Consider the following 19,629-nt stretch of genomic DNA (forward strand, 5'->3'; position numbering starts at 1 on the left):
TTGATTCTACATGTAGGGTAACCATGGGGTTTACGTGTCGGGGGACAAAAAAGGAACGCCCCCTTTTGTCCCCCGGCTCAACAGGCAAAGGGGCTATTCCTCTCGAAATAGCCCCTGCGCAATAATTATTTTGAAGGGTTAGGGAAGGAAGATACCCTCTGGGTCCACCCTGTTGTAGAGCAGATAAATTTCTTCCTCGGTCGGTTTTTCAGTTTCACCTTTGCATCTCGAAATATTGAGGTCAAAACTGCAGTTGTCTTTGACTTGCTCGGCGGTAAATCCAGGATGAACCGTATCCAGGTAAATAACTCCGTTCTCATCGAAGCGGAACACGCCCATGTTGGTTATGACAGCAGTGGGGCCGCCTTCGGCAAATTTGCCGAACACTTCTCTGCGGTGTACGAATTCTCCAGAAGGCCACTTAGGGAGCCGCCAACCCGGCGAAGTGATGTAATCAACGTGTTCTTTAAACCTGCGTTTTTCCTGAACCATGATGAATACGGTTCTCTTGGCAAAGGAATTAATATCGGGGTTGCCGCCGCTGCCAGTGAAACGCTTCGAAGGAGCCGAATAATCACCCACCACGGTAGTGTTGACATTGCCATACTGGTCGATTTCAGCCCCGCCTAAGAAGCCAAGATCCACATAACCGCAATGAAGCTGGCCATAAAAAGCTTCAGTCAAGCCGGCTGCAATGGATGCCTGCCAGGCGCAGCGGGAGTCACCCACAGAAGCGGGTAAATCCAAAGCCCTGCCATCTACGCTGCCTGCTTCATAAATACATACCGCGTTGGGTTTATCAGTCACCTGAGCAAGCAGGATAGCCAGCATGGGCAGGCCGGTGCCGGCGAAAACTACGTCGCCATCATTTACCTCTCTGGCAGCCGCAACTGCTAATAGATCAACCGGTTTGTAATTGGTAGCATAGTTTTTCGCCATTTATCTCGTCCCCCTTTTCACCGCTGTTGAGTAACCTAAGACTGAGTTGGCTTTCAGCTTCGTCAAGCGGTTAACGCCCAATTTCTCAATGTATTCCTCATGAGAAGCGACTCCAAATATCCATTCCGCAGCCCATTGGTCAAAGGTCTCCTTGCTCTTGGAGGCAGTGTAAAAGGCCTTGATGAAATCAGCGTCTACATCGTAGTAGAACTGTGATCCAGTGGGGTGGGCCGACCAAGGCAGTTCAACCACATAATCAATCGCGTATCCCGTGGCCATATTCTTTTCCGGTTCCTGGCGGAGATAGGAGTCCGGAACGATTTCCTCAGCGATGACAATAACCTTGTCAGCTGCTTTAATGGCTTCCATGTCAACATAGCGCTGGGCAAACATCCGCACTGTACCTTCATCGCCGACTTGAGAGGCATATATTATGGCCCAATCGGGATTGGCCGCAGGCATCAACAAGATGTCACCCTTATTGTACATTTTGTCTTGAATGATGTCGTATTTTATCATTGGAATCTTGGGATTAGACCCGTCACGCAGCCCGGCTTTCTTCAAATTATCAAACTTGGGATTCAAGATGTCCGTGCCCATGGAAAGGGCAGTGGGGAAAAAGGGCAGGCCATAGGCGCCGGCCAGCAAACGTGCCACGCACTGGGCATGGCTGTAATCCTCCACTATAATTGATCCTTCAATCTGGCCCCGGGCAACCGCTTCACCCAATTTCCCATACAGCTCATGACCAACCCAGCAAGATTCCCACATCTTAATACACCCGGCGCCGGCCAGAACCTCGGTGTGAGTGCCGCCGTTTACTTCAAACAAATGCAGGTCTTTCTTACCCTGGCGAACCATCTCATAGACGAAGGCCATTGGCCGCCGCCAGATGGTGAAACCACTGAAGGTTAGGAAATCCCCGTCGTTGATTAAAGCAACCGCTTCTTTCAATGTGACTTTTTGTGGTTTACCCATTAAAGTACCTCCTCCTTGTCGTCAAATCTCTCCTCTACTGGTCGTAAATCTCTAAGTATCAACACGCCGTTGGCAGCCTTATGGGGTTTTCCCGCCCCGCAAGCGCGGGGCGGGAAATCTGTATCCTACCACTTTCCAATCACTCCACGGCCAATGATCATGCGCTGGATCTGGTTGGAGCCTTCATAGATCTGGGTGATCTTGACGTCTCTCATCATACGTTCGATGGGGAATTCGCTGCAGTAACCATATCCGCCCATCAGCTGTACACAGTTGGTGCAGACCTCCATGCTGGTGTCGGTGGCGAATTTTTTGGCCATGGAGGCTTCTGTTCCATGGGGGAGGCCGTTGTCTTTCAGCCAGGCGGCCCTATAGACAAGAAGCTGAGCTGCATCCAGAGCCGTGGCCATATCGGCTACCATGAACTGCACGCCCTGATTGGCGGCCAGCGGTTTGCCGAACTGCTGTCTCTCCTTGATATAGTTAACGGTATATTCCAGAGCGCCCTCGCCTATGCCAAGTCCCTGGGCCGCTATGGTAACGCGTCCCCCGTTCAGAAGTCCCATGGCTACCTGGAACCCGTTGTTCTGCTCACCCAGCATATTTTCTTTCGGAACTTTAACATCTTCGAAATACAGTTCCACCGTCGGTGAACCGTTCATGCCCATCTTGGCTACCGGTTTGCTCATAGTGAAACCCGGAGTGTCTTTCTCAATAGCCAGACAGGTTATGCCTCGGCCCGGTCCCTGAGTGGGATCGGTTTTTACGAAAGTGCAATAAGTGGTGGCCACTCCGCCGTTGGTGATGAATATCTTGCTGCCGTTGACCAGAAAATGATCTCCTTTGTCTTCGGCTTTGCAGCGGATGGAAGCCGCGTCGGACCCGGCATTGGGTTCGGTCAGGGCATAAGCCCCTACGATTTCGCCAGTAGCCAGAGCCCGCAGGTATTTCTGCTTAAGTCTTTCGGTGCCATATAACCAGGTGCTCATACATCCCAATCCGGTATGCACACTCATGATGACCGCAGTGGAGGCGCAAACTTTAGCCAATTCCTCTACAAAAATAGCGTAATCCAGATAGGTTGCACCGGCGCCGCCCCATTCTTCAGGAATAGGCAGACCGCACAGACCCAGATCGGCCATTTTTTTGAAAGTCACCATCGGGAATTCATGAGTCCTATCTATTTCCGCCGCCAAGGGTTCAACTTCATTTTTGGCGAATTTGCGAAACATATCTCGCATCATTAATGATTCATCACTCAGTGAAAACTCCATGTATTGTTCATCTCCTCCTCATTTATTTCCCCGTGAAGACGGCTTTGCGTTTTTCCACGAAAGCCTTCATGCCTTCTTTTTGTTCTTCGGTGGCGAAGCATACGCCAAAGATATCAGCCTCAATGGTAAGCCCGCGGTCGATGTCCACCTGCACGCCCTCATACATAGCTTTTTTGCACAAACGCACCGAGATCTGTCCGCGGCTGGCGATCTTTTTGGCCAGACCCATCACAAAGTCCATCAGTTCACCAGCAGGCACCACATGGTTGACCAGACCGATGCGCAAGGCTTCGGCAGCATCGATTACATCACCGCTATACAGCAATTCCGCCGCCATACCGGTGCCTACGATGCGCGGCAAGCGCTGTGTGCCTCCGAACCCGGGGGTAACCCCCAGGCCCACCTCCGGCTGCCCGAACTTGCCTTTATCCGAGCTGATGCGGAAGTCGCAGGACATAGCCAGTTCGCATCCTCCACCCAGACAGAATCCGTTTATAGCCGCTATCACCGGTTTAGACATGGTCTCAATCTGCCGAAAAATGCTGCTGCCCAGGATACCGAACTCGCGGCCTTCCAGTGCCGTCATCTCCAGCATGTAAGTGATATCCGCACCGGCCACAAAGGATTTATCGCCGGATCCGGTAATGACCAGGACATCAATCTCAGGGTCTTCCTGAACCAATGCCACTGCAGCCTTAATATCCAATAAGGTATCCTTGTTAAGGGCGTTCAGGGCCTTGGGGCGATTGATGGTGAGCACTCCGATTTTATCTTGTTTTTCAAGTATCACATTGGCAAACTCCATCGTTTTACCCCCCTCGCTTAATAGATTTAATCAGTTCTTTACCGGGTTAAGACTATTTACTGTAATCGAAAATGCCTTTGCCGGTTTTACGACCCAGCCAGCCAGCTTGAACATACTGCTTGAGCAGCGGGGAGGGCCGGTATTTGGGATCACCATAACCGGTGTACATTACATTCAGAATTGACAGGATGGTATCCAGGCCGATGAGGTCAGCCAGGGCGCACGGTCCCATAGGATGGTTCATGCCCAGCTTCATGATATTGTCGATGTTTTCAGCCGGGGCTACACCTTCATAAAGCTCCCACAGGGCTTCATTGATCATCACCTGCAAGACGCGGTTGGATACGAATCCGGGCACGTCTTTGCACCATACCGGCACTTTGCCCATCTTGATCGAGGCTTCCTCGATGATCTGATACACTTCGTCACTGGTGGCCAGGCCTCTGATGATCTCAACCAGCTTCATGACCGGAACCGGATTCATAAAGTGCATGCCGATGACCTGGGCGGGCCGCTTAGTGGTGGCAGCGATTTGGGTGATGGGCAGCGAGGAAGTATTGGTGGCCAGAATAGCGTGGGCCGGCGCAATGGCATCCAGCTGTTCGAAAACCTTTTTCTTAATGTCAAAATTCTCAACAATGGCTTCAATAATCAGGTCGGCATCGGCCGCATCGTCCAGAGTGGTGGAGGGTTTCAGCCTGCCCATTATGGCAGCCATGTCTTCCTCGGTTCTTTTGCCTTTGGATACATCGCGTTGAAGGTTTTTAGCGATGTTGGCCAAGCCTTTGTCTACCAGTTCCATATTAATATCATAAAGGACGGTATCCCATCCGGTCTGAGCTGATACCTGGGCAATGCCGTTGCCCATTTGTCCAGCGCCTATAACCATTACCTTTTTAATCTCCACAAAATTCGCCTCCCTTGATATTTCAATGTTTATTGCCTGATACTAAAATTTATGGTTCAACCTTGATCAGCATGGCATCGCCTTGAGCGTGGCCGGAGCAAATGCCGCACACCCCGTAGCCGCCGCCGCGTCGTTTTAATTCATATCCCAGAGTCATAAGAATCCTGGCGCCGCTGGAGCCTATGGGATGACCGTAAGCAATGGCGGAGCCGTTGACATTTACCTTGGCCACCATGTCTTCCTTACTCATCCCCAGGATTCCCATGCAGCTTACCAGAACCACGGCGGCAAAAGCCTCATTGGCTTCAACCAGGGTAATATCATCAGGGGTGAGGCCGTTTTGTTCCAGAACCTTCTTGATGGATAGGCCGGGAACAGTGGCGATATCCTTGGTCCACTGCGAGACCTCGGCATAGTCGATTATGGTAAATAACGGCTTTAAGCCGAGTTCGTCAGCTTTTTCACGGCTCATCAGCATCACTGCCGAACCGCCGTCATTGACACCCGGTGCATTGCCTGCGGTGACACTCCCCGGGCCGCCGGTAACCGTACTCTTGTGGTTGAACACCGGAGGCAGCTTGGCCAGGTTCTCAATGGTGGTTCCAGGACGAGGTCCCTCGTCTTTGCTCATGACTTCTTTGCCTCTTTTGATTTCCACCGGGAAGATCTCATCATCGAGGCGGCCAGCTTCCATAGCATCAACAGCCCGGGTCTGGGACAGATATGCCCACCAATCCATGTCTTCTCTGGGAATACCGAATTCATCGGATACCTCTGAGCCATGAATAGCCATGTGGCGGTTGTAGAAAGCATCCCACAATCCGTCATACACCATCAGGTCTACCAGCCTGCCATTGGGAAGCCCCATACGGCCGCCAAATCTTTCATCAGGGAGAGAATAGGGGCAGTTGGTCATGCTTTCCATACCACCGGCGATGACAATATCTCCGCGGCCTAATTTAATGAACTGCACACCCAGGTCAATGGTTTTGATGCCGGAAGAACACACCTTGTTTATGGTAATAGAAGGAACTGACTCCGGCAGCCCTGCCAGTATAGTAGCCTGACGGCTGGGCACCTGCCCCACCCCGGCGGGAACAACCTCACCCATGTAGACATAATCAACGTCTTCACCTTTTACCTTGCCTTCCACGCGGCGCATGACTTCTTTGATGGCCAATGCACCTAACTGCGGCGCATCATATTCTTTTAATTTGCCGCCAAATACCCCGTATGGAGTACGGGCCGCAGCCACGCACACTACCTCGCGCAGCTTGGCATATGGATTATCCAGCTTGCGTCCCATTCCAGAGAAGTCTGGTTTTCTTTCCCCAAAGCCGGTAATTGGCACCTTTTTCGGATAATCAGCCCTTTTCATCTCTAATTTCTGTACAAAATCTGACAAATTGGTTGCCTCCTTTACTCATCATTTGACTATTCTGTCTCTAACCAAGCTGTTTGGCTTTCATAACAAACGCGGAAAACGTCCCCACCTCTAAATTTGCATCCCTCCCTCCTTTGGGTTGACTTCAGCCGCTATTTCAAAAGATGAATCCTGTCTTCACCGGTGCTGACCCCTAACTGCCGGGGCCCATAGGCCCCCGGACAGTCAGGCCAATATATGAACGGCTTGCGATACTGGCTTTTAATTGTTGACGGCTGCGGCTTTTTATCTATATAAGTCAGTCATTTTAAAAAGGGGGGTATTGCCTTCGGTGATAAACCCTTATCGCTACATTTATCACCGGCAGGCAATACGATTAAAAAATCATAAGAGGAAAGTTGGGTAACTGAGAGTCGTAAAACTACCTGCCTGAACCTAATCAATGCAACTTGTATGCCATCGCCAAAGCGAGACCGCCTCACAAGCCCGGCCAATGCGGGTATACATGGTCTACCAATAATTTTTCGCAGAGCAAAACGAAAGGAGAAAGTCGAGAGACCCGTTGCATGGATGCAACGGGTCTCTAAATCTACCAATCCTTTTTATTCATTTATACTCCTGTTAGTGTTGCATTACTGCGGTTATTGTCCCGGCTCAGATTGCAGTCCTGTCCGGCAACAAACCCCTGTATTTCTGTAATCTTGCCGTGATTACGTTAAAACTGTTGCATTGACGCAGCAGCTGTTTCAAGACTGCAACAAGCGCGGGGAAATCATTTGCCCGGAAGTGATTCCATATTTAGCCGCTTTGCGCACGATTGTGGAAGCGTCCACTTTAAGCTCTGCAGCCATTTGGCGCGTAGTACGATATTTGGCATAGGCCTGTTGCAAGATCTGCTTCTCCACACTTTCCACCGCATCCTTAAGCGGAATAATGCCTGACACGGTGATCTGCGAGGAATTATCAGACAAGGCTGCCGGGGCCTCATTGGTGATGTGCACCGGCAAATCCTGCCAGTTCACAACGTCACCGGGGGTAATAACGATCAGTCGTTCGATCAGATTCTCCAGTTCCCTTACGTTGCCCGGCCAGTCATATTCCATAAAAATTTCGATTACCTCCGGGGCAATGCGTTTGGTAAGCTGGTATTTCTGATTGAAAATCTGCACGAAATGCACCACCAGGTTGGGAATATCATCCTTGCGCTCCCTTAATGGAGGCACATAAATGGGCAGTACATTAAGGCGGTAATATAAATCACCGCGAAACTGCTTGTTTTGTACCATTTCCATTAAATCGCGGTTGGTTGCAGCCACAATGCGCACATCTACCTGAATCGGCGTTGTGCCTCCCACCCTGGTGATCTCCTTGCTCTGCAATACCCGCAGCAATTTTACCTGCAGTCCCAAGGGCAGCTCGCCTATTTCATCCAGAAACAGGGTTCCTCCCGAGGCCAATTGGAAAAAGCCCGGTTTGCCCTCTTTTCTGGCGCCGGTAAAGGCGCCATTTTCATAACCGAACAGCTCGGATTCCAGTAGGGTTTCGGGAATAGCGCCGCAGTTCACCTTAATAAAAGGCCCTTGATGACAAGGGCTGTTTTCGTGAATGATCTGGGCGATCAGTTCCTTGCCGGTACCGGTTTCTCCGGTTATCAGAATGGTTGATTCCACCTGGGCGATGCGCACCACCATATCAAGCATTTTTCGCATCTCAGGCGAATTGACCACCAACCGCTCCGGGGCGGCGTATCTCATGCGCAGGGAGCGCAATTCACTTTCATAATGCTGGGTCAAACCCTGAGCCCGTTCCAACTTCTCATTCAATATATTGAGTTCAGTGATGTCCCGTACATTACACACCACCCTGAATATCTCACCATTCTTATCAAATACCGGGTTTCCAGTCGCCAGGGTAATCTTGCCGGTCTTATAATTCTGTATGATGGTCACCGGTTCACGCCGCTGTAATACCAATTTGGTCACCGATTCCGATACAATGCCTTCCTTTTCGATGTCATCCACATTGTGGCCGAGAAATTCATGCCCATTGATACCGCTTATCATCTCGAAGGCTTTGTTCAAGCGCAGGGTAATGCCTTGCCCATCGCTTATATAAAGGCCGTCAAAAGAGGACTCGATAATGGCGTCAAGCTCCTCATTGAGTTCCTTAACATAGTGCAATTCCCTGGAGATCTTCTCCAGTTCTGAAGGATCCTGCAAGACCGCCACCGCACCAATAATCTTATTATCTTTGATTATCGGACTGCGGTTGGAGACAAACTCGCGCCCTCGCAAGGTTATCTTCTGCATCAATTCAACCTGGCCGGTTTTCATGACCTCCATAAGCCGGCTGTTAGGCAATACATCCAAAATGTGCTCCCCGATCACCTCCGCTCCCAAACCCAGCAAACGCTCGGCAGAGCGGTTAAATACCTTGATAATACCATTCTCGTCCACTGATATGATCATATTGTGAGTGGAATCAATGATAGCATCCAGCTCACTGGATATATTCTTGTAAGAATTAAAGAAGGCGTTGGCTATATCACCCCGGGTTAATATCCCCACCACCCTGCCGCCCTGATCCACAACCGGAAGGCGTGGTACGGACGGCGAGACCACATCCTCAAAATCATCGTCGGGCTGCCCGGTGAAAACCTCACGGGTCATCAACTCGACGATGGGGGATTGAAGGTCTAAGGACTGTTTTATAGCCTTGTAGATGTGCCCTTTGGTAAAAAGGCCAATCAATATGCCATCTTCGTCTACTACCGGCACCCCGTCTATCTTATTCTCCATGAATAACCGGATCACTTCACAGATGGAACAGTCAGCCCTTACCACGATGGGATCCGCAGTCATAATTTCTTTGAGTTTCACTTATATTCACCTCGGTCTTCATCCCGAAAGACTTATTCTATTATGCTGTTACATGCAAAATACGTACCTATCGACTTCGGCCATCCAAATTACTGCGCATAATATCACCTGCTCTGCTATAGTTGATGGCATACCAATTATTGCTGTTGTTCGTAATAAAATAGCCGGTGTTGCACTAATGCAACACCGGCTATAGAAGTTGTCAGGCACAGGACATCCTTGATTTTTATAATCAAGAAAATCAAATACACAACCCGATAAAGGATGATTTAATTCCATGACGTTCGTCTAAAATAGCGATGATTCGACAATGCTGCACTGCTGCAACACTTGTTGCGTGAATGCAACGCCGCTATTTGTTGTTGGAGGGCGGTGAAATACCGTATTTAGCCGCCTTTCTTACAATTGTTGATACATCCACCTGTAATTCACGAGCGATCTTACGAGCGCTCCGGTATTTGACATAGGCCTGCTCGAGAATCTGTTTTTCCACGCTTTCAACGGCATCCTTGAAAGGAATGATGGCCGAAACCGAGACTGGCGAAGCCGTGCTATCAGTATCGGGGACACCCTCGGGAAGCAGATGAGCGGGCAGATCGTCACCGGTTATGACATCACCCGCGGTAATGACCACCAGCCGCTCAATAAGGTTTTCCAGCTCGCGTACGTTGCCGGGCCAGCTCTGCTCCATAAAAATATCCACTACTTCGGGAGATACCCTTTTAGTCAGATGGTATTTCTGATTGAATGCCTTCATAAAATAAGCCACTAGATTGGGAATGTCATCTTTGCGCTCCCTTAGAGGGGGAACATATATGGGGAGCACATTGAGCCGGTAATAGAGATCGCCACGGAAAGTTTTGTTTTTAACCATTTCCATCAGATCGCGGTTGGTAGCCGCGATAATGCGCACATCCACACTAAAGGGAGTGGTTCCGCCCACTCTGGTTATCTCCTTACTCTGCAACACCCTCAAAAGCTTTACCTGCAGGCCCAGGGGAAGCTCGGCAATTTCGTCCAGAAACAGGGTGCCGCCGGTTGCAAGTTCAAAATAACCGGGTTTGCCTTCTTTGCGCGCACCGGTAAAAGCACCGCCTTCATAGCCGAAAAGCTCGGATTCGAGGAGATGTTCAGGTATGGCTCCACAGTTTATCTTGAGATAAGGCCCTTTACGGCAGGGGCTGTTTTCATGGATGATCTCTGCAATAAGTTCCTTGCCTGTGCCTGATTCACCGGTAATCAATATCGTGGAATCCACCTGCGCCACCCTCAAGGCCATCTCCAGCATCTTACGCATCGGCACTGAATTGGCAACTAAACGCAGGGGGCTGGCATATTTAATGCGCAGACTGCTGAGCTCGCTGGCATAATGCTGTGACAACCCTTGCATTTGCTCAAGCCGCTGTTTAAGCATATTTAATTCGGTGATATCACGCACGTTGCAGACCACTCGGATGATGTTGCCGTCTTTATCAAAAACCGGGTTTCCAGTGGCAAGAGCAGTTCTTCCGGTTTTGTATTGTTGAATGATGGTGCATGTGTCCCGGCGTTCCAAAACCAGTTTAGTAACCGACCGGTTCACTACCCCTTCGGCTTCGATATCCTCCACACTTCTGTCGATGAATTCATCAGGCTTGACTCCGCTTATCATCTGAAAGGCTTTGTTCAGGCGCAGGGTGATGCCATTGCCGTCAGTGATATAGAGTCCATCAAAAGACGATTCAATAATGGCATCCAATTCTTCGTTCAACTCTCGTACAATCTGCAATTCCTTGGATATCTTTTCAATTTCGGAAATATCGTGCAATACCGCTACCGCACCGATGGTTTTGCCGTCTTTGACGATTGTAGAACGGTTGGAGATGAAATCCCGGCCCGCAATGGTGATCTTCTGCAGTAGTTCCGCCCGGCCGTTCCTCATCACATCCAGGAGTCCGCTGTTGGGAACCACTTCTAAAATGGGCCTGCCGGTCACATCCTCAGCCTTAAGACCCAGTATCATTTCGGCGGCATGGTTGATAACCTTGAGGTTCCCATAGGTATCTATGGATATGATCGCGTTATGGGTGGAATCAATAATGGCGTCCAACTCACTGGAAATATTCTGGTAGGAGTTGAAAAAAGCGTTGGCGATGTCTCCTCTGGTCAACATGCCAACCACTTTATTATGATAGTCTATAACCGGCAAGCGCGGCACCATCGGGCTGACCACCGTCTCAAATTCGTCCTCCGGGTGGCCGGCAAAAACCTCCCTGGTCATCAGGGAATCTACCGTAAGGCCACTATCGATGGAAACCAGCGCAGCCCGGTAAATGTGGCTTTTGGTGAAGAGCCCGATCAGCTGGTTGTGCTCATCAACTACCGGGGCGCCGTCTATCTTGTTTTCAATGAAGATCCGCAGAACTTCGTTCAAGGTCTGATCAGGCCTCAATACAATCGGATCCCTGGTCATTATTTCGTTTATTTTCATGGTTTTACCTCAATGATGGTGGTGCGGGGCGGTCAAGTACACTGCCTTCAGAATCGCGTTTTCCCGGTTAAACAGTCAAGACTTGGACCCATTTCTCAGCCGTTTACTCATCAGGCCGCCTACTTTACCGCACACCGCATTGCTCAGCGATTCCCAACCTTCATTTTGCACTTGATCCCAAATGCCGATCTCTTTGGCTATTTCTATTTTCAGCAGGTCTTTTTCGGTCAACACCTTGGTTTTTCTATTCTTGGCAGCTATATCGTATTCCTCCTTAAGCTTGACTGTCTTGAGGTTGTATCGACTAACCGGCTTCCAGGCAGAACCGGGCCGCAAAGGGCAGAAAGTCGCGCATCATGCCCCTCCAGTCGGGTTTTAAGCCGGTGCCGCCCGGATCAATCAAATGGTCTTCCACCAGATAGGTTTTCATACCCAGCTTTTGAGCAACCATGTCCTCACCGATATCGTTTCCCACCATTAAACAATCCTCGGGCTGTACTTGAAGCTTGTCGCAAATCTCCTGGTAATATTCCAGATGGGGTTTACAAAAATGCATTACCTCAAAGGAAGTGATAAGGTGAAAAGCGGCTGGATTCAAGCCAGCCCAGGCGATGCGCTGCTCCAGTGCTGTTAAAGGGAATACCGCATTAGTGGCAACAGCTATCTTGACCTTTTTTTGCGCAAGAGCTTGCATCAGCTCGGGCACACCTGCAACCGGTTGGCACAAAGAGCGCAGCCGCGGGAAACCCTCGCGGTAAAAATGATCAAAAAAGGGTTCAAAATCAGCCCGCGGATGCGGCCAGAAGCTGAAGAAATCGTTCATAAACACGTCTTCATTGGTGGCAAGGGGATCACGGTTGGCAATCATGACCCCGGTGGATTTGAACACCTGCTCCACTAGCTCGCGGTGCTTTTTATAACCCGATTGTGCAGCCATTTCAGCCATGGTTCTAAAATAGTACTGTAAAAACTCGTTCATATCGATCTTTAAAAGGGTGCCATCCAGATCGAATAGAATAGCTTTGAACATTATACCCTCCTGACGTATCATCTACTGCCCTTTGTCAAAGGCGTTAAGACAGCTTTTCACTACATCCATACCGTTTACATAATAAGCCAGGCGCAGGGCCTCCACTATTTCCGCTTCGGTGGCGCCGGCGGCGCGGGCCTGGGACGCTACTACTTTTACCCCCTGGGCGGCGCCTTTCAAGGCATCCAGGGCCAGCACGATAAGGTACTTTGTCTTGGCGTCCAGAGCTCCCGGAGCCATGGCCGTCTCTACACTATCGGCACATAAGCGAAAGAGTTCGGCATCATACTCTTTCATTTGCTCCACAAACCAGGGCAACCGGGGTTTGCCATTATTCATAAAATTCCACCTCATTCCTCAAATAAAGCCGATAATATGTAAAATATTGTAATAAATATTATTTCCATAAAGAAGGTATTTATGGAAATATATAGAAATAATTACTAGAAACTAAAGGGGGGTTTATGGTTATGTTTTTTACTTTTCTGCACAAAGATGATGTGCATTATATGGATTTGTCTTTAATCATACAATATCCACCGCAAGATGTGCTGTTTTACTATTACGACTCCTTCATCAAGATACCCCTTGATATCTACCAGCAAACCAGCGACCTGGCCAAAAACGGCCCCCGGGGACGGACTCCCTGCAAGCTGTGGCTGGATTTGTGGGATAGCTATCTGGATGCTGCCGAAGGGGTAGAGGCACTGGCCAGCAATGAATATCTCAATACCATCGGCCCCTACTATTTTCCGGCAACCAATACGCGCTTTTATTTTACCAAGGATAAGCCCGACAGCAGTCAGATGCTTACGGTGCAGGATTTTACAGCTATCTGCACCTTAAGGGAGACTCCGGTCATGCTTGACGAGGTCAGTCTATATCTGAAGCCCAAGAAAAACAGCAAAAAAAGCACCAGGAACAGAGATGATCTGCTCCGGGATATCGAAATGTGTTTACTGAGTTTGCAGGAAATCGAAAAGTTAAACCGGCATCAACATTACCTGCAAAAATTAATCGAACAGCGCCAGGCCATCATATCCCGGGAAGACGTTCTGCCTCCCGAGCCTGATAATATTCCGGAAAAGCCCTTTAAACCGGAAAGCACCAGCAAAGAAAGCTTAATTCCCATTCCAAACCTGCTGATGCGCTCCAGAAAGAAATATCAGGAGGAATGCAGCCAGTACAACCACAACATGAAGGTATATCTGCTGCGCTACCGCGAGTATGAAAAGGCCTGCGATCGCTACAAAGACACCCTGGAAAAATGGATGCAATGCGGAGACGACTTCCGGGAAACCTGTATTCAGGAAATCAACGAGGCCGAGGCCAAATTGAGCAACACCAGGCAAATGCTGTCCTTCTATAACAGCGTCATATCCCGGTCGCCGGTACACGGGTCCTATCAGGACACCAAAACCCTCACCACATTCAAGCAGTATCTTGAAACCGGTCGGGCCAATGACCTGCAGGACTGTATGAACCTCTTTGAAGAAGAACGCCACTGGCACGAAATTAAAGCCAGCCAGGAACGAATTGAAAACACCATTTACTTTCTGCAGAGCAGTGACGAGGGCCTGCGCTTCGCCAACGAGCATATCGACCGCTTGTTAAGCAAAAAACAGGAAGTCCTGGAAAGCATTCATGCTTAGCTATTGACTAACTGCTGCCGGGCTTGTGGTTTGAGAAACACCCGGTATAAGACCATCCCGGCAGCGAATCCGCCCACATGAGCCCAAAATGCGATCTGGGCGCTGGAAGTAGCGTTGTGCAGCAATGATGTGGCTCCGCTCCAGAGTTGAGTAACCGCCCATAACCCGAGAAAAAACCAGGCCGGCATGGTAATTAAGAAGATGGGGAAGATAAGGGTCAACACCCGGGCCCTTTTGAACATTAGAAAGTAAGCTCCCATGATGCCAGCCACCGCACCGGATGCTCCTACCACCGGTATAGTAGACTGCGGATCGGTCCAATAATGGGTCAGGGCGGCAATAACACCGGTGCCCAGGTAAAATAACAGGAATTTCATGCGCCCCATGCAATCCTCCACATTATCTCCAAACAGCCACAGCATCCACATATTTCCAATGACATGCATCCAACTTCCATGCAGGAACATTGAGGTTAAGAATGGAATATATATGTTGGGGTTCATTTGATCGAACTGGACATAGGCGGGCACCAGGCCGAACTGGTAGATTAAGGCATTCAGCTGTGACTCGGAAAGACCACCTTCCAAGTAGAAGATCATGAGATTCAGGATGATAAGACTTACTGTCACCACGGGAAAATGGTTGCTGGGGGTGCTGTCACGCAAAGGAAACATATGTTTGTTCTCCTTAAATGAATTTACAGTATAATCCAGTTATTACCTTCCAAATTTGTTATACCTGTTATATCATATATAATATAATTTATAATATAATTATTATATCGTTACATATTCAAAATGGTGGCGAGTACCCGCAAAAGATACAGAGATCAATTTCCATGAGTATTACAGAGATAAAATACCCCAATAATTACTCCAGTCAATTAATGTGGTTTGTCTTAATCATATCCAAGCACAGCAAATTTTATAGTAGTATTATGCCTGTTTCCGACTAGATGTCTGTAAAGATGGCTTTTCAACCTGGTTAGGATTAAACTAAAGTGTGAAAAACCATTCTACTAGCTTACAGAGCTGTCACCAGGTGGTGATAACTTTTGAGCACTGGGACAATCCTATTAATGTGTTTGTGGGAATAAGCTCTTGGTATCACTACTTTTAGACTCTTATATAGAGGGGGGGATGGAGGAGTTCCAAGTGGGATACCACTTGTAAGTCAGACGAAGGGGAGGTATCTTATGGCGTACGAAAACATTTTACTTGAAAAGGAAGACAGGCTTGCCATACTCTACATTAACAGGCCCAAAGCATTAAATGCTTTGAATGCAGCAACACTGCTTGAGCTGAAAGACGCTATTGCCAAGATCGGCGAAGATGCTGATATCGATGTCTTGATTGTTACCGGCGCCGGGGACAAATCTTTTGTGGCCGGTGCGGACATTGCTTATATGGCGCCATTGAATGCCGCCGAGAGCAGAGCGTTTTCCGCGCTTGGCAATCAGGTATTCCGCAGCATCGAACTGCTGGAGAAACCGGTCATTGCAGCAGTCAACGGGTTCGCCCTGGGTGGGGGCTGCGAACTGGCCATGGCGTGCGATTTCCGCATCGCTTCTTTCCGGGCCAAATTTGGACAACCCGAAGTCGGACTGGGGATTACTCCCGGATTCGGCGGAACTCAGCGCCTGCCACGCTTGATTGGGCCTGGTATGGCCAAACAGCTGCTCTATACCGCGGATGTGATTGATGCCAACGAAGCTCTGCGCATCGGTCTGGTCAATCAGGTTGTACCAGCTGAGGAATTAATGCAGACTGTAAAAGACATTGCCAAGCGCATCATCGCCAAAGGTCAGCTTGCTGTGCGTTATTGCAAGGCAGCAGCTGATAGTGGTATGCAAACTGACATTGACCGCGCTATCGCATTTGAAGCCGATATATTTGGGCTGTGCTTCGCTACCGCAGACCAGAAGGAAGGTATGAATGCATTCGTAGAGAAGAGAGCCGCCAATTTCACCGGTAAATAATAAGGTGAGATTGGTTTTTTATTTTTACTTTAAATTTATAGGAGAGGTGAATATTTAATGTCAAAAGAAGTCGTAATCGTAAGCGCATGCCGTACTCCGCTGGGTTCCTTTGGTGGAGCCTTAAAAGACGTTCCGCCCGCTAAACTGGGCGCCATTGTCATGACCGAAGCTCTGAAAAGAGCCGGCATCACCGGCGAGCAGATCGACGAAGTCGTATTCGGCTGCGTTCTGCAGGCCGGCCTGGGCCAGAACATCGCCCGCCAGTGCATGATCGGCGCTGGCATCCCCAAAGAAGTAACCGCCTTCACTATCAACAAGGTTTGCGGATCTGGCTTGAGAGCAGTCAGCCTGGCTGCCCAGTTGATCAAAGCCGGCGACGTCGACGTCGTTCTGGCCGGTGGTGTGGAGAACATGAGCGCCGCTCCCTACCTGCTTCCCAAAGCTCGCTGGGGATATAGAATGGGCCCCGGACAGATGGTTGACGAAATGGTATTCGGCGGCCTGACCGACATCTTCAATGGCTATCACATGGGCATCACCGCTGAAAATGTAAACGAACAATATGGCATCACCAGAGAAGATCAGGACGCCTTCGCTCTGCGCAGCCAGACCTTAGCTGCAGCCGCTCAGGCAGCCGGCAAGTTCAAAGATGAAATCGTACCGGTGGTCATCCCTGGCAAGAAGGGTGACGTTGTATTTGAGAATGACGAATACATCAAAGCCAACACTACCGCTGAAGGCCTGGCCAAGCTGAAACCCGCCTTCAAGAAAGACGGCAGCGTAACCGCCGGCAACGCCTCCGGCATCAACGACGCTGCTGCTGCAATCGTGGTTATGTCCGCTGAAAAAGCCGCTGAACTGGGACTCAAGCCTATGGCCAAGATCGTCAGTTATGCCTCCGGCGGCGTAGATCCCAAGGTTATGGGAATAGGCCCGGTACCGGCGGTTAGAAAAGCCCTGGCCAAAGCCAACCTGACTATTGATGACATTGATTTGATTGAAGCCAACGAAGCGTTTGCCGCGCAGTCCATCGCCGTAGGCCGTGATTTAGGCTGGGCCGACAAGATGGATAAGGTCAACGTCAACGGCGGCGCTATCGCTATCGGCCACCCGATCGGATCATCCGGCGCCCGCATCCTTTGTACCCTGCTTTATGAGATGCAGAAACGCGGCTCCAAGAAAGGTTTGGCCACCCTGTGCATCGGCGGCGGCATGGGCACTGCCCTGATCGTCGAAATGTAATTTGAATTTGTGCCTGCCCGGTTTTCCCCGGGCAGGAAACATATCAGATTTGGTTTCGGCCAAATACCCCAGGTATTCTCACTGTTTCAACAGACATTAGATATCTTAATAAGGAGGGAACTGTATTGCCACATAACAATTTTTTGATGAACACGCGGGACATCAAGTTCGTGATCAAAGAATGGCTCGACACAGAAAAGCTTTTGTCCTTAGATGCCTATAAGGACTACTATGGGATTGACGACATCGATAATTTCCTCGATGTTAACTTCAAAGTGTGCCGCGATGTAATCTGCCCGGCCAACAAAGAGGCCGACGAAATCGGGGCGACCTTTGTAGGTGGGAACGAACACGCGGTTGTTACACCCGATGTCTTCAAGGATGTTTATAAAACCGTTATGGAAGCTGAGTTGGGACCTCAGTTTGGTTTCCGCGGCGACGGCAAGATACCGCTGTCCTGGTACGCTCCGATTCTGGAGATGCAGTCCGCTGCATCCGCCGCCATAGTCATGTTCTGGTGTCTGACTCAGGGCGCCACCACTGTGCTTCAGGATTACGGCACCCAAAAACAACAGGATATGTTCCTGCCCAAGATGTACACCGGCGAATGGGGCGGCACCATGGGCCTGACCGAACCGGGCGCTGGCTCCGAAGTGGGCGCGGTACAGAGCAAGGCATTCCCCACCGAAACCCCCGGCCTGTACAAGCTGAAAGGCCAGAAATGCTTCATCACCTCCGGTGACCATGATCTGGCAGAAAACATCATCCATCTGATGCTGGCCAAGACCCCCGGGGCCAAAGAAGGCACCGCCGGCATCTCTCTGTTCATCGTTCCCAAGTTCTGGGTCAACGAGGATGGCTCAGTGGGTGCTTGGAATGACGTAACTTCCGTTGGCATCGAGCATAAGATGGGTATTCATGGCTCCTCCACCCTCACCCTGGCCATGGGCGAGAACGACAACTGCTACGGCTGGATGGTAGGCGAAAAAGAAGTAGTAGACGGTCGTGGCGTAGGTATGTCACAGATGTTCGCGTATATGAACGAAGAACGCCTGAATACCGGCTTATTCACCCTGGGCTGTATAACTTCCGCTTATTACGCGGCTCTGGATTACACCAAAGTGCGGGTGCAGAGCAAACATTCAACCAATCCCAAAGGCCCCAGCGTCCGCATCATCGAGCACGAAGACGTGCGCCGCATGCTGATGTACCAGAAAGCCGGCATGGAAGCCATCCGGGCTTTGATTTACCAGTCCTATCTCTTCCGTGATCTGGAAGTAGATGCTGCTACCGAGGAAGAAAGAGAATACTATGCTGACATGTTCGCGATCAACAACCCGCTGTGCAAGGCCTACTCATCCGATATGTCCCGCATTCTCACCGGGGAAGCGATCCAATGCCACGGCGGCTACGGCTTTATGGAAGAATATGCCGGGGCTCAGCTATACAGAGACTGCGTTATCCACGGCATCTGGGAAGGCACCAATTTCATCCAGGCCCAGGACTACACCGGCCGTAAGTTCACCATGAAGGGCAGCGCGCCGTTCCAGAAGTGGGTAAAAGAGATCGACGACTTTGTTGCCAACGCGAAGACTGATGAATTCGCAGCTGAATTCGCTATGATGGCTGAAGCCATGACGGCTTTCAAGAATATCGTTGACATGAATGCGGCCTGGACAGCTGGCGACAAGCAGATGAAACAGCTCTTCGCCACCCGGACCATGCATTCAGGCGCCAGAGTCTACTGCGGCAAGCTGATGCTCTCCCAGGCCATCTTAGCTGCCAAGAAACTGGCTGAACTGGGTGATGACCATTACGATGCCAATTTCTACAAGGGCAAAATCGCCAGCGCCAAGTTTTATATCATGAACCATGTTACTGATGTATTCGGATTCGAGAAGGCCATGAAGGCCGGCGACAGAAGCTGTATTGACGTAGCCGAAGAAGTCTTCATGTAAACCGCTTAAATCCTGTCTCAGGACAGAAAAGACCATTATAAACCATGACAACTGCATTATTAACAGCCGGGTTTTATAGCTCCCGGCTGTTTTTTTGTCTATCGTCCCCCCTGGGTCTTCATTCCGACTTCTA

16 protein-coding genes are annotated in these 19,629 nt (G+C 49.9%); 4 read left to right on the forward strand and 12 right to left on the reverse strand.

All coding sequences use genetic code 11. The annotated features are described in order from the left end of the window. Positions 1-138: 138 nt before the first annotated feature. From B3W37_RS11435 to B3W37_RS11485, 11 genes are all read right to left on the reverse strand, one after another. Positions 139-939 (reverse strand): CoA-transferase subunit beta, encoded by an 801-nt coding sequence (locus B3W37_RS11435; protein WP_483170738.1) that lies wholly within the window; start codon positions 937-939, stop codon positions 139-141. Further along, a complete protein-coding gene (locus B3W37_RS11440; protein WP_483170739.1) occupies positions 940-1,917 on the reverse strand; it encodes a CoA transferase subunit A in 978 nt (325 codons plus the stop codon). 125 nt (positions 1,918-2,042) lie between these two features. After that, positions 2,043-3,191 (reverse strand): acyl-CoA dehydrogenase, encoded by a 1,149-nt coding sequence (locus tag B3W37_RS11445; protein ID WP_481041205.1) that lies wholly within the window; start codon positions 3,189-3,191, stop codon positions 2,043-2,045. A gap of 22 nt (positions 3,192-3,213) precedes the next feature. Beyond that, positions 3,214-3,996 (reverse strand): short-chain-enoyl-CoA hydratase, encoded by a 783-nt coding sequence (locus B3W37_RS11450; RefSeq protein WP_481041207.1) that lies wholly within the window; start codon positions 3,994-3,996, stop codon positions 3,214-3,216. A 52-nt stretch (positions 3,997-4,048) separates the two neighbouring features. Next, positions 4,049-4,903 carry a 3-hydroxybutyryl-CoA dehydrogenase gene (locus tag B3W37_RS11455; RefSeq protein WP_481041209.1) on the reverse strand — a complete coding sequence of 285 codons (855 nt, stop codon included), beginning with the start codon at positions 4,901-4,903 and terminating at the stop codon, positions 4,049-4,051. A gap of 49 nt (positions 4,904-4,952) precedes the next feature. Then, positions 4,953-6,308 (reverse strand): acetyl-CoA C-acyltransferase, encoded by a 1,356-nt coding sequence (locus tag B3W37_RS11460; RefSeq protein WP_483170742.1) that lies wholly within the window; start codon positions 6,306-6,308, stop codon positions 4,953-4,955. Between the two features lie 725 nt (positions 6,309-7,033). Beyond that, positions 7,034-9,166: a sigma 54-interacting transcriptional regulator gene (locus B3W37_RS11465; protein WP_483175853.1), complete on the reverse strand. Its 2,133-nt coding sequence runs from the start codon at positions 9,164-9,166 to the stop codon at positions 7,034-7,036. A 352-nt stretch (positions 9,167-9,518) separates the two neighbouring features. Then, a complete protein-coding gene (locus B3W37_RS11470) occupies positions 9,519-11,636 on the reverse strand; it encodes a sigma 54-interacting transcriptional regulator (protein WP_481041215.1) in 2,118 nt (705 codons plus the stop codon). 75 nt (positions 11,637-11,711) lie between these two features. Then, entirely contained in the window at positions 11,712-11,972 is a 261-nt protein-coding gene (locus B3W37_RS11475; RefSeq protein WP_481041217.1) for an alpha/beta-type small acid-soluble spore protein, read from the reverse strand. Next, complete coding sequence (locus tag B3W37_RS11480; protein ID WP_483170748.1) at positions 11,941-12,666, reverse strand: HAD family hydrolase; 726 nt, start codon at positions 12,664-12,666, stop codon at positions 11,941-11,943. Before B3W37_RS11480 ends, B3W37_RS11475 begins: the two co-directional genes overlap by 32 nt. Before the next feature lie 21 nt (positions 12,667-12,687). Beyond that, a complete protein-coding gene (locus tag B3W37_RS11485; protein WP_483170749.1) occupies positions 12,688-13,005 on the reverse strand; it encodes a carboxymuconolactone decarboxylase family protein in 318 nt (105 codons plus the stop codon). Between the two features lie 131 nt (positions 13,006-13,136). Between B3W37_RS11485 and B3W37_RS11490 the strand changes: the two genes are divergently transcribed. Further along, positions 13,137-14,318, forward strand: a complete 1,182-nt coding sequence (locus B3W37_RS11490; RefSeq protein ID WP_483170750.1) for a hypothetical protein — start codon at positions 13,137-13,139, stop codon at positions 14,316-14,318. Here B3W37_RS11490 and B3W37_RS11495 read toward each other — a convergent pair. Beyond that, positions 14,315-14,992 carry a rhomboid family intramembrane serine protease gene (locus B3W37_RS11495; protein WP_483170752.1) on the reverse strand — a complete coding sequence of 226 codons (678 nt, stop codon included), beginning with the start codon at positions 14,990-14,992 and terminating at the stop codon, positions 14,315-14,317. The genes B3W37_RS11490 and B3W37_RS11495 overlap by 4 nt on opposite strands. Before the next feature lie 521 nt (positions 14,993-15,513). On the opposite strand from B3W37_RS11495, the gene B3W37_RS11500 reads away from it, so the two are divergent. From B3W37_RS11500 to B3W37_RS11510, 3 genes are all read left to right on the forward strand, one after another. Next, positions 15,514-16,296: a short-chain-enoyl-CoA hydratase gene (locus B3W37_RS11500; RefSeq protein ID WP_481041227.1), complete on the forward strand. Its 783-nt coding sequence runs from the start codon at positions 15,514-15,516 to the stop codon at positions 16,294-16,296. A 57-nt stretch (positions 16,297-16,353) separates the two neighbouring features. Continuing rightward, positions 16,354-17,538, forward strand: coding sequence for an acetyl-CoA C-acetyltransferase (locus B3W37_RS11505; protein WP_483170753.1), 1,185 nt, complete (start codon positions 16,354-16,356; stop codon positions 17,536-17,538). A gap of 125 nt (positions 17,539-17,663) precedes the next feature. Further along, positions 17,664-19,496 carry an acyl-CoA dehydrogenase gene (locus B3W37_RS11510; RefSeq protein WP_483175854.1) on the forward strand — a complete coding sequence of 611 codons (1,833 nt, stop codon included), beginning with the start codon at positions 17,664-17,666 and terminating at the stop codon, positions 19,494-19,496. Positions 19,497-19,629 lie beyond the last annotated feature (133 nt).

It is taken from the genome of Syntrophomonas sp. UBA5494 (genome assembly GCF_002426325.1).

Bases quoted from the DNA above. Each gene is read 5' to 3' on its own strand.
- B3W37_RS11500 (WP_481041227.1), top strand. From the start codon at position 15,514: ATGGCGTACGAAAACATTTTACTTGAAAAGGAAGACAGGCTTGCCATA.
- B3W37_RS11505 (WP_483170753.1), top strand. From the start codon at position 16,354: ATGTCAAAAGAAGTCGTAATCGTAAGCGCATGCCGTACTCCGCTGGGT.
- B3W37_RS11495 (WP_483170752.1), bottom strand. From the start codon at position 14,992: ATGTTTCCTTTGCGTGACAGCACCCCCAGCAACCATTTTCCCGTGGTG.
- B3W37_RS11480 (WP_483170748.1), bottom strand. From the start codon at position 12,666: ATGTTCAAAGCTATTCTATTCGATCTGGATGGCACCCTTTTAAAGATC.
- B3W37_RS11490 (WP_483170750.1), top strand. From the start codon at position 13,137: ATGTTTTTTACTTTTCTGCACAAAGATGATGTGCATTATATGGATTTG.
- B3W37_RS11485 (WP_483170749.1), bottom strand. From the start codon at position 13,005: ATGAATAATGGCAAACCCCGGTTGCCCTGGTTTGTGGAGCAAATGAAA.
- B3W37_RS11450 (WP_481041207.1), bottom strand. From the start codon at position 3,996: ATGGAGTTTGCCAATGTGATACTTGAAAAACAAGATAAAATCGGAGTG.
- B3W37_RS11435 (WP_483170738.1), bottom strand. From the start codon at position 939: ATGGCGAAAAACTATGCTACCAATTACAAACCGGTTGATCTATTAGCA.
- B3W37_RS11470 (WP_481041215.1), bottom strand. From the start codon at position 11,636: ATGAAAATAAACGAAATAATGACCAGGGATCCGATTGTATTGAGGCCT.
- B3W37_RS11445 (WP_481041205.1), bottom strand. From the start codon at position 3,191: ATGGAGTTTTCACTGAGTGATGAATCATTAATGATGCGAGATATGTTT.
- B3W37_RS11440 (WP_483170739.1), bottom strand. From the start codon at position 1,917: ATGGGTAAACCACAAAAAGTCACATTGAAAGAAGCGGTTGCTTTAATC.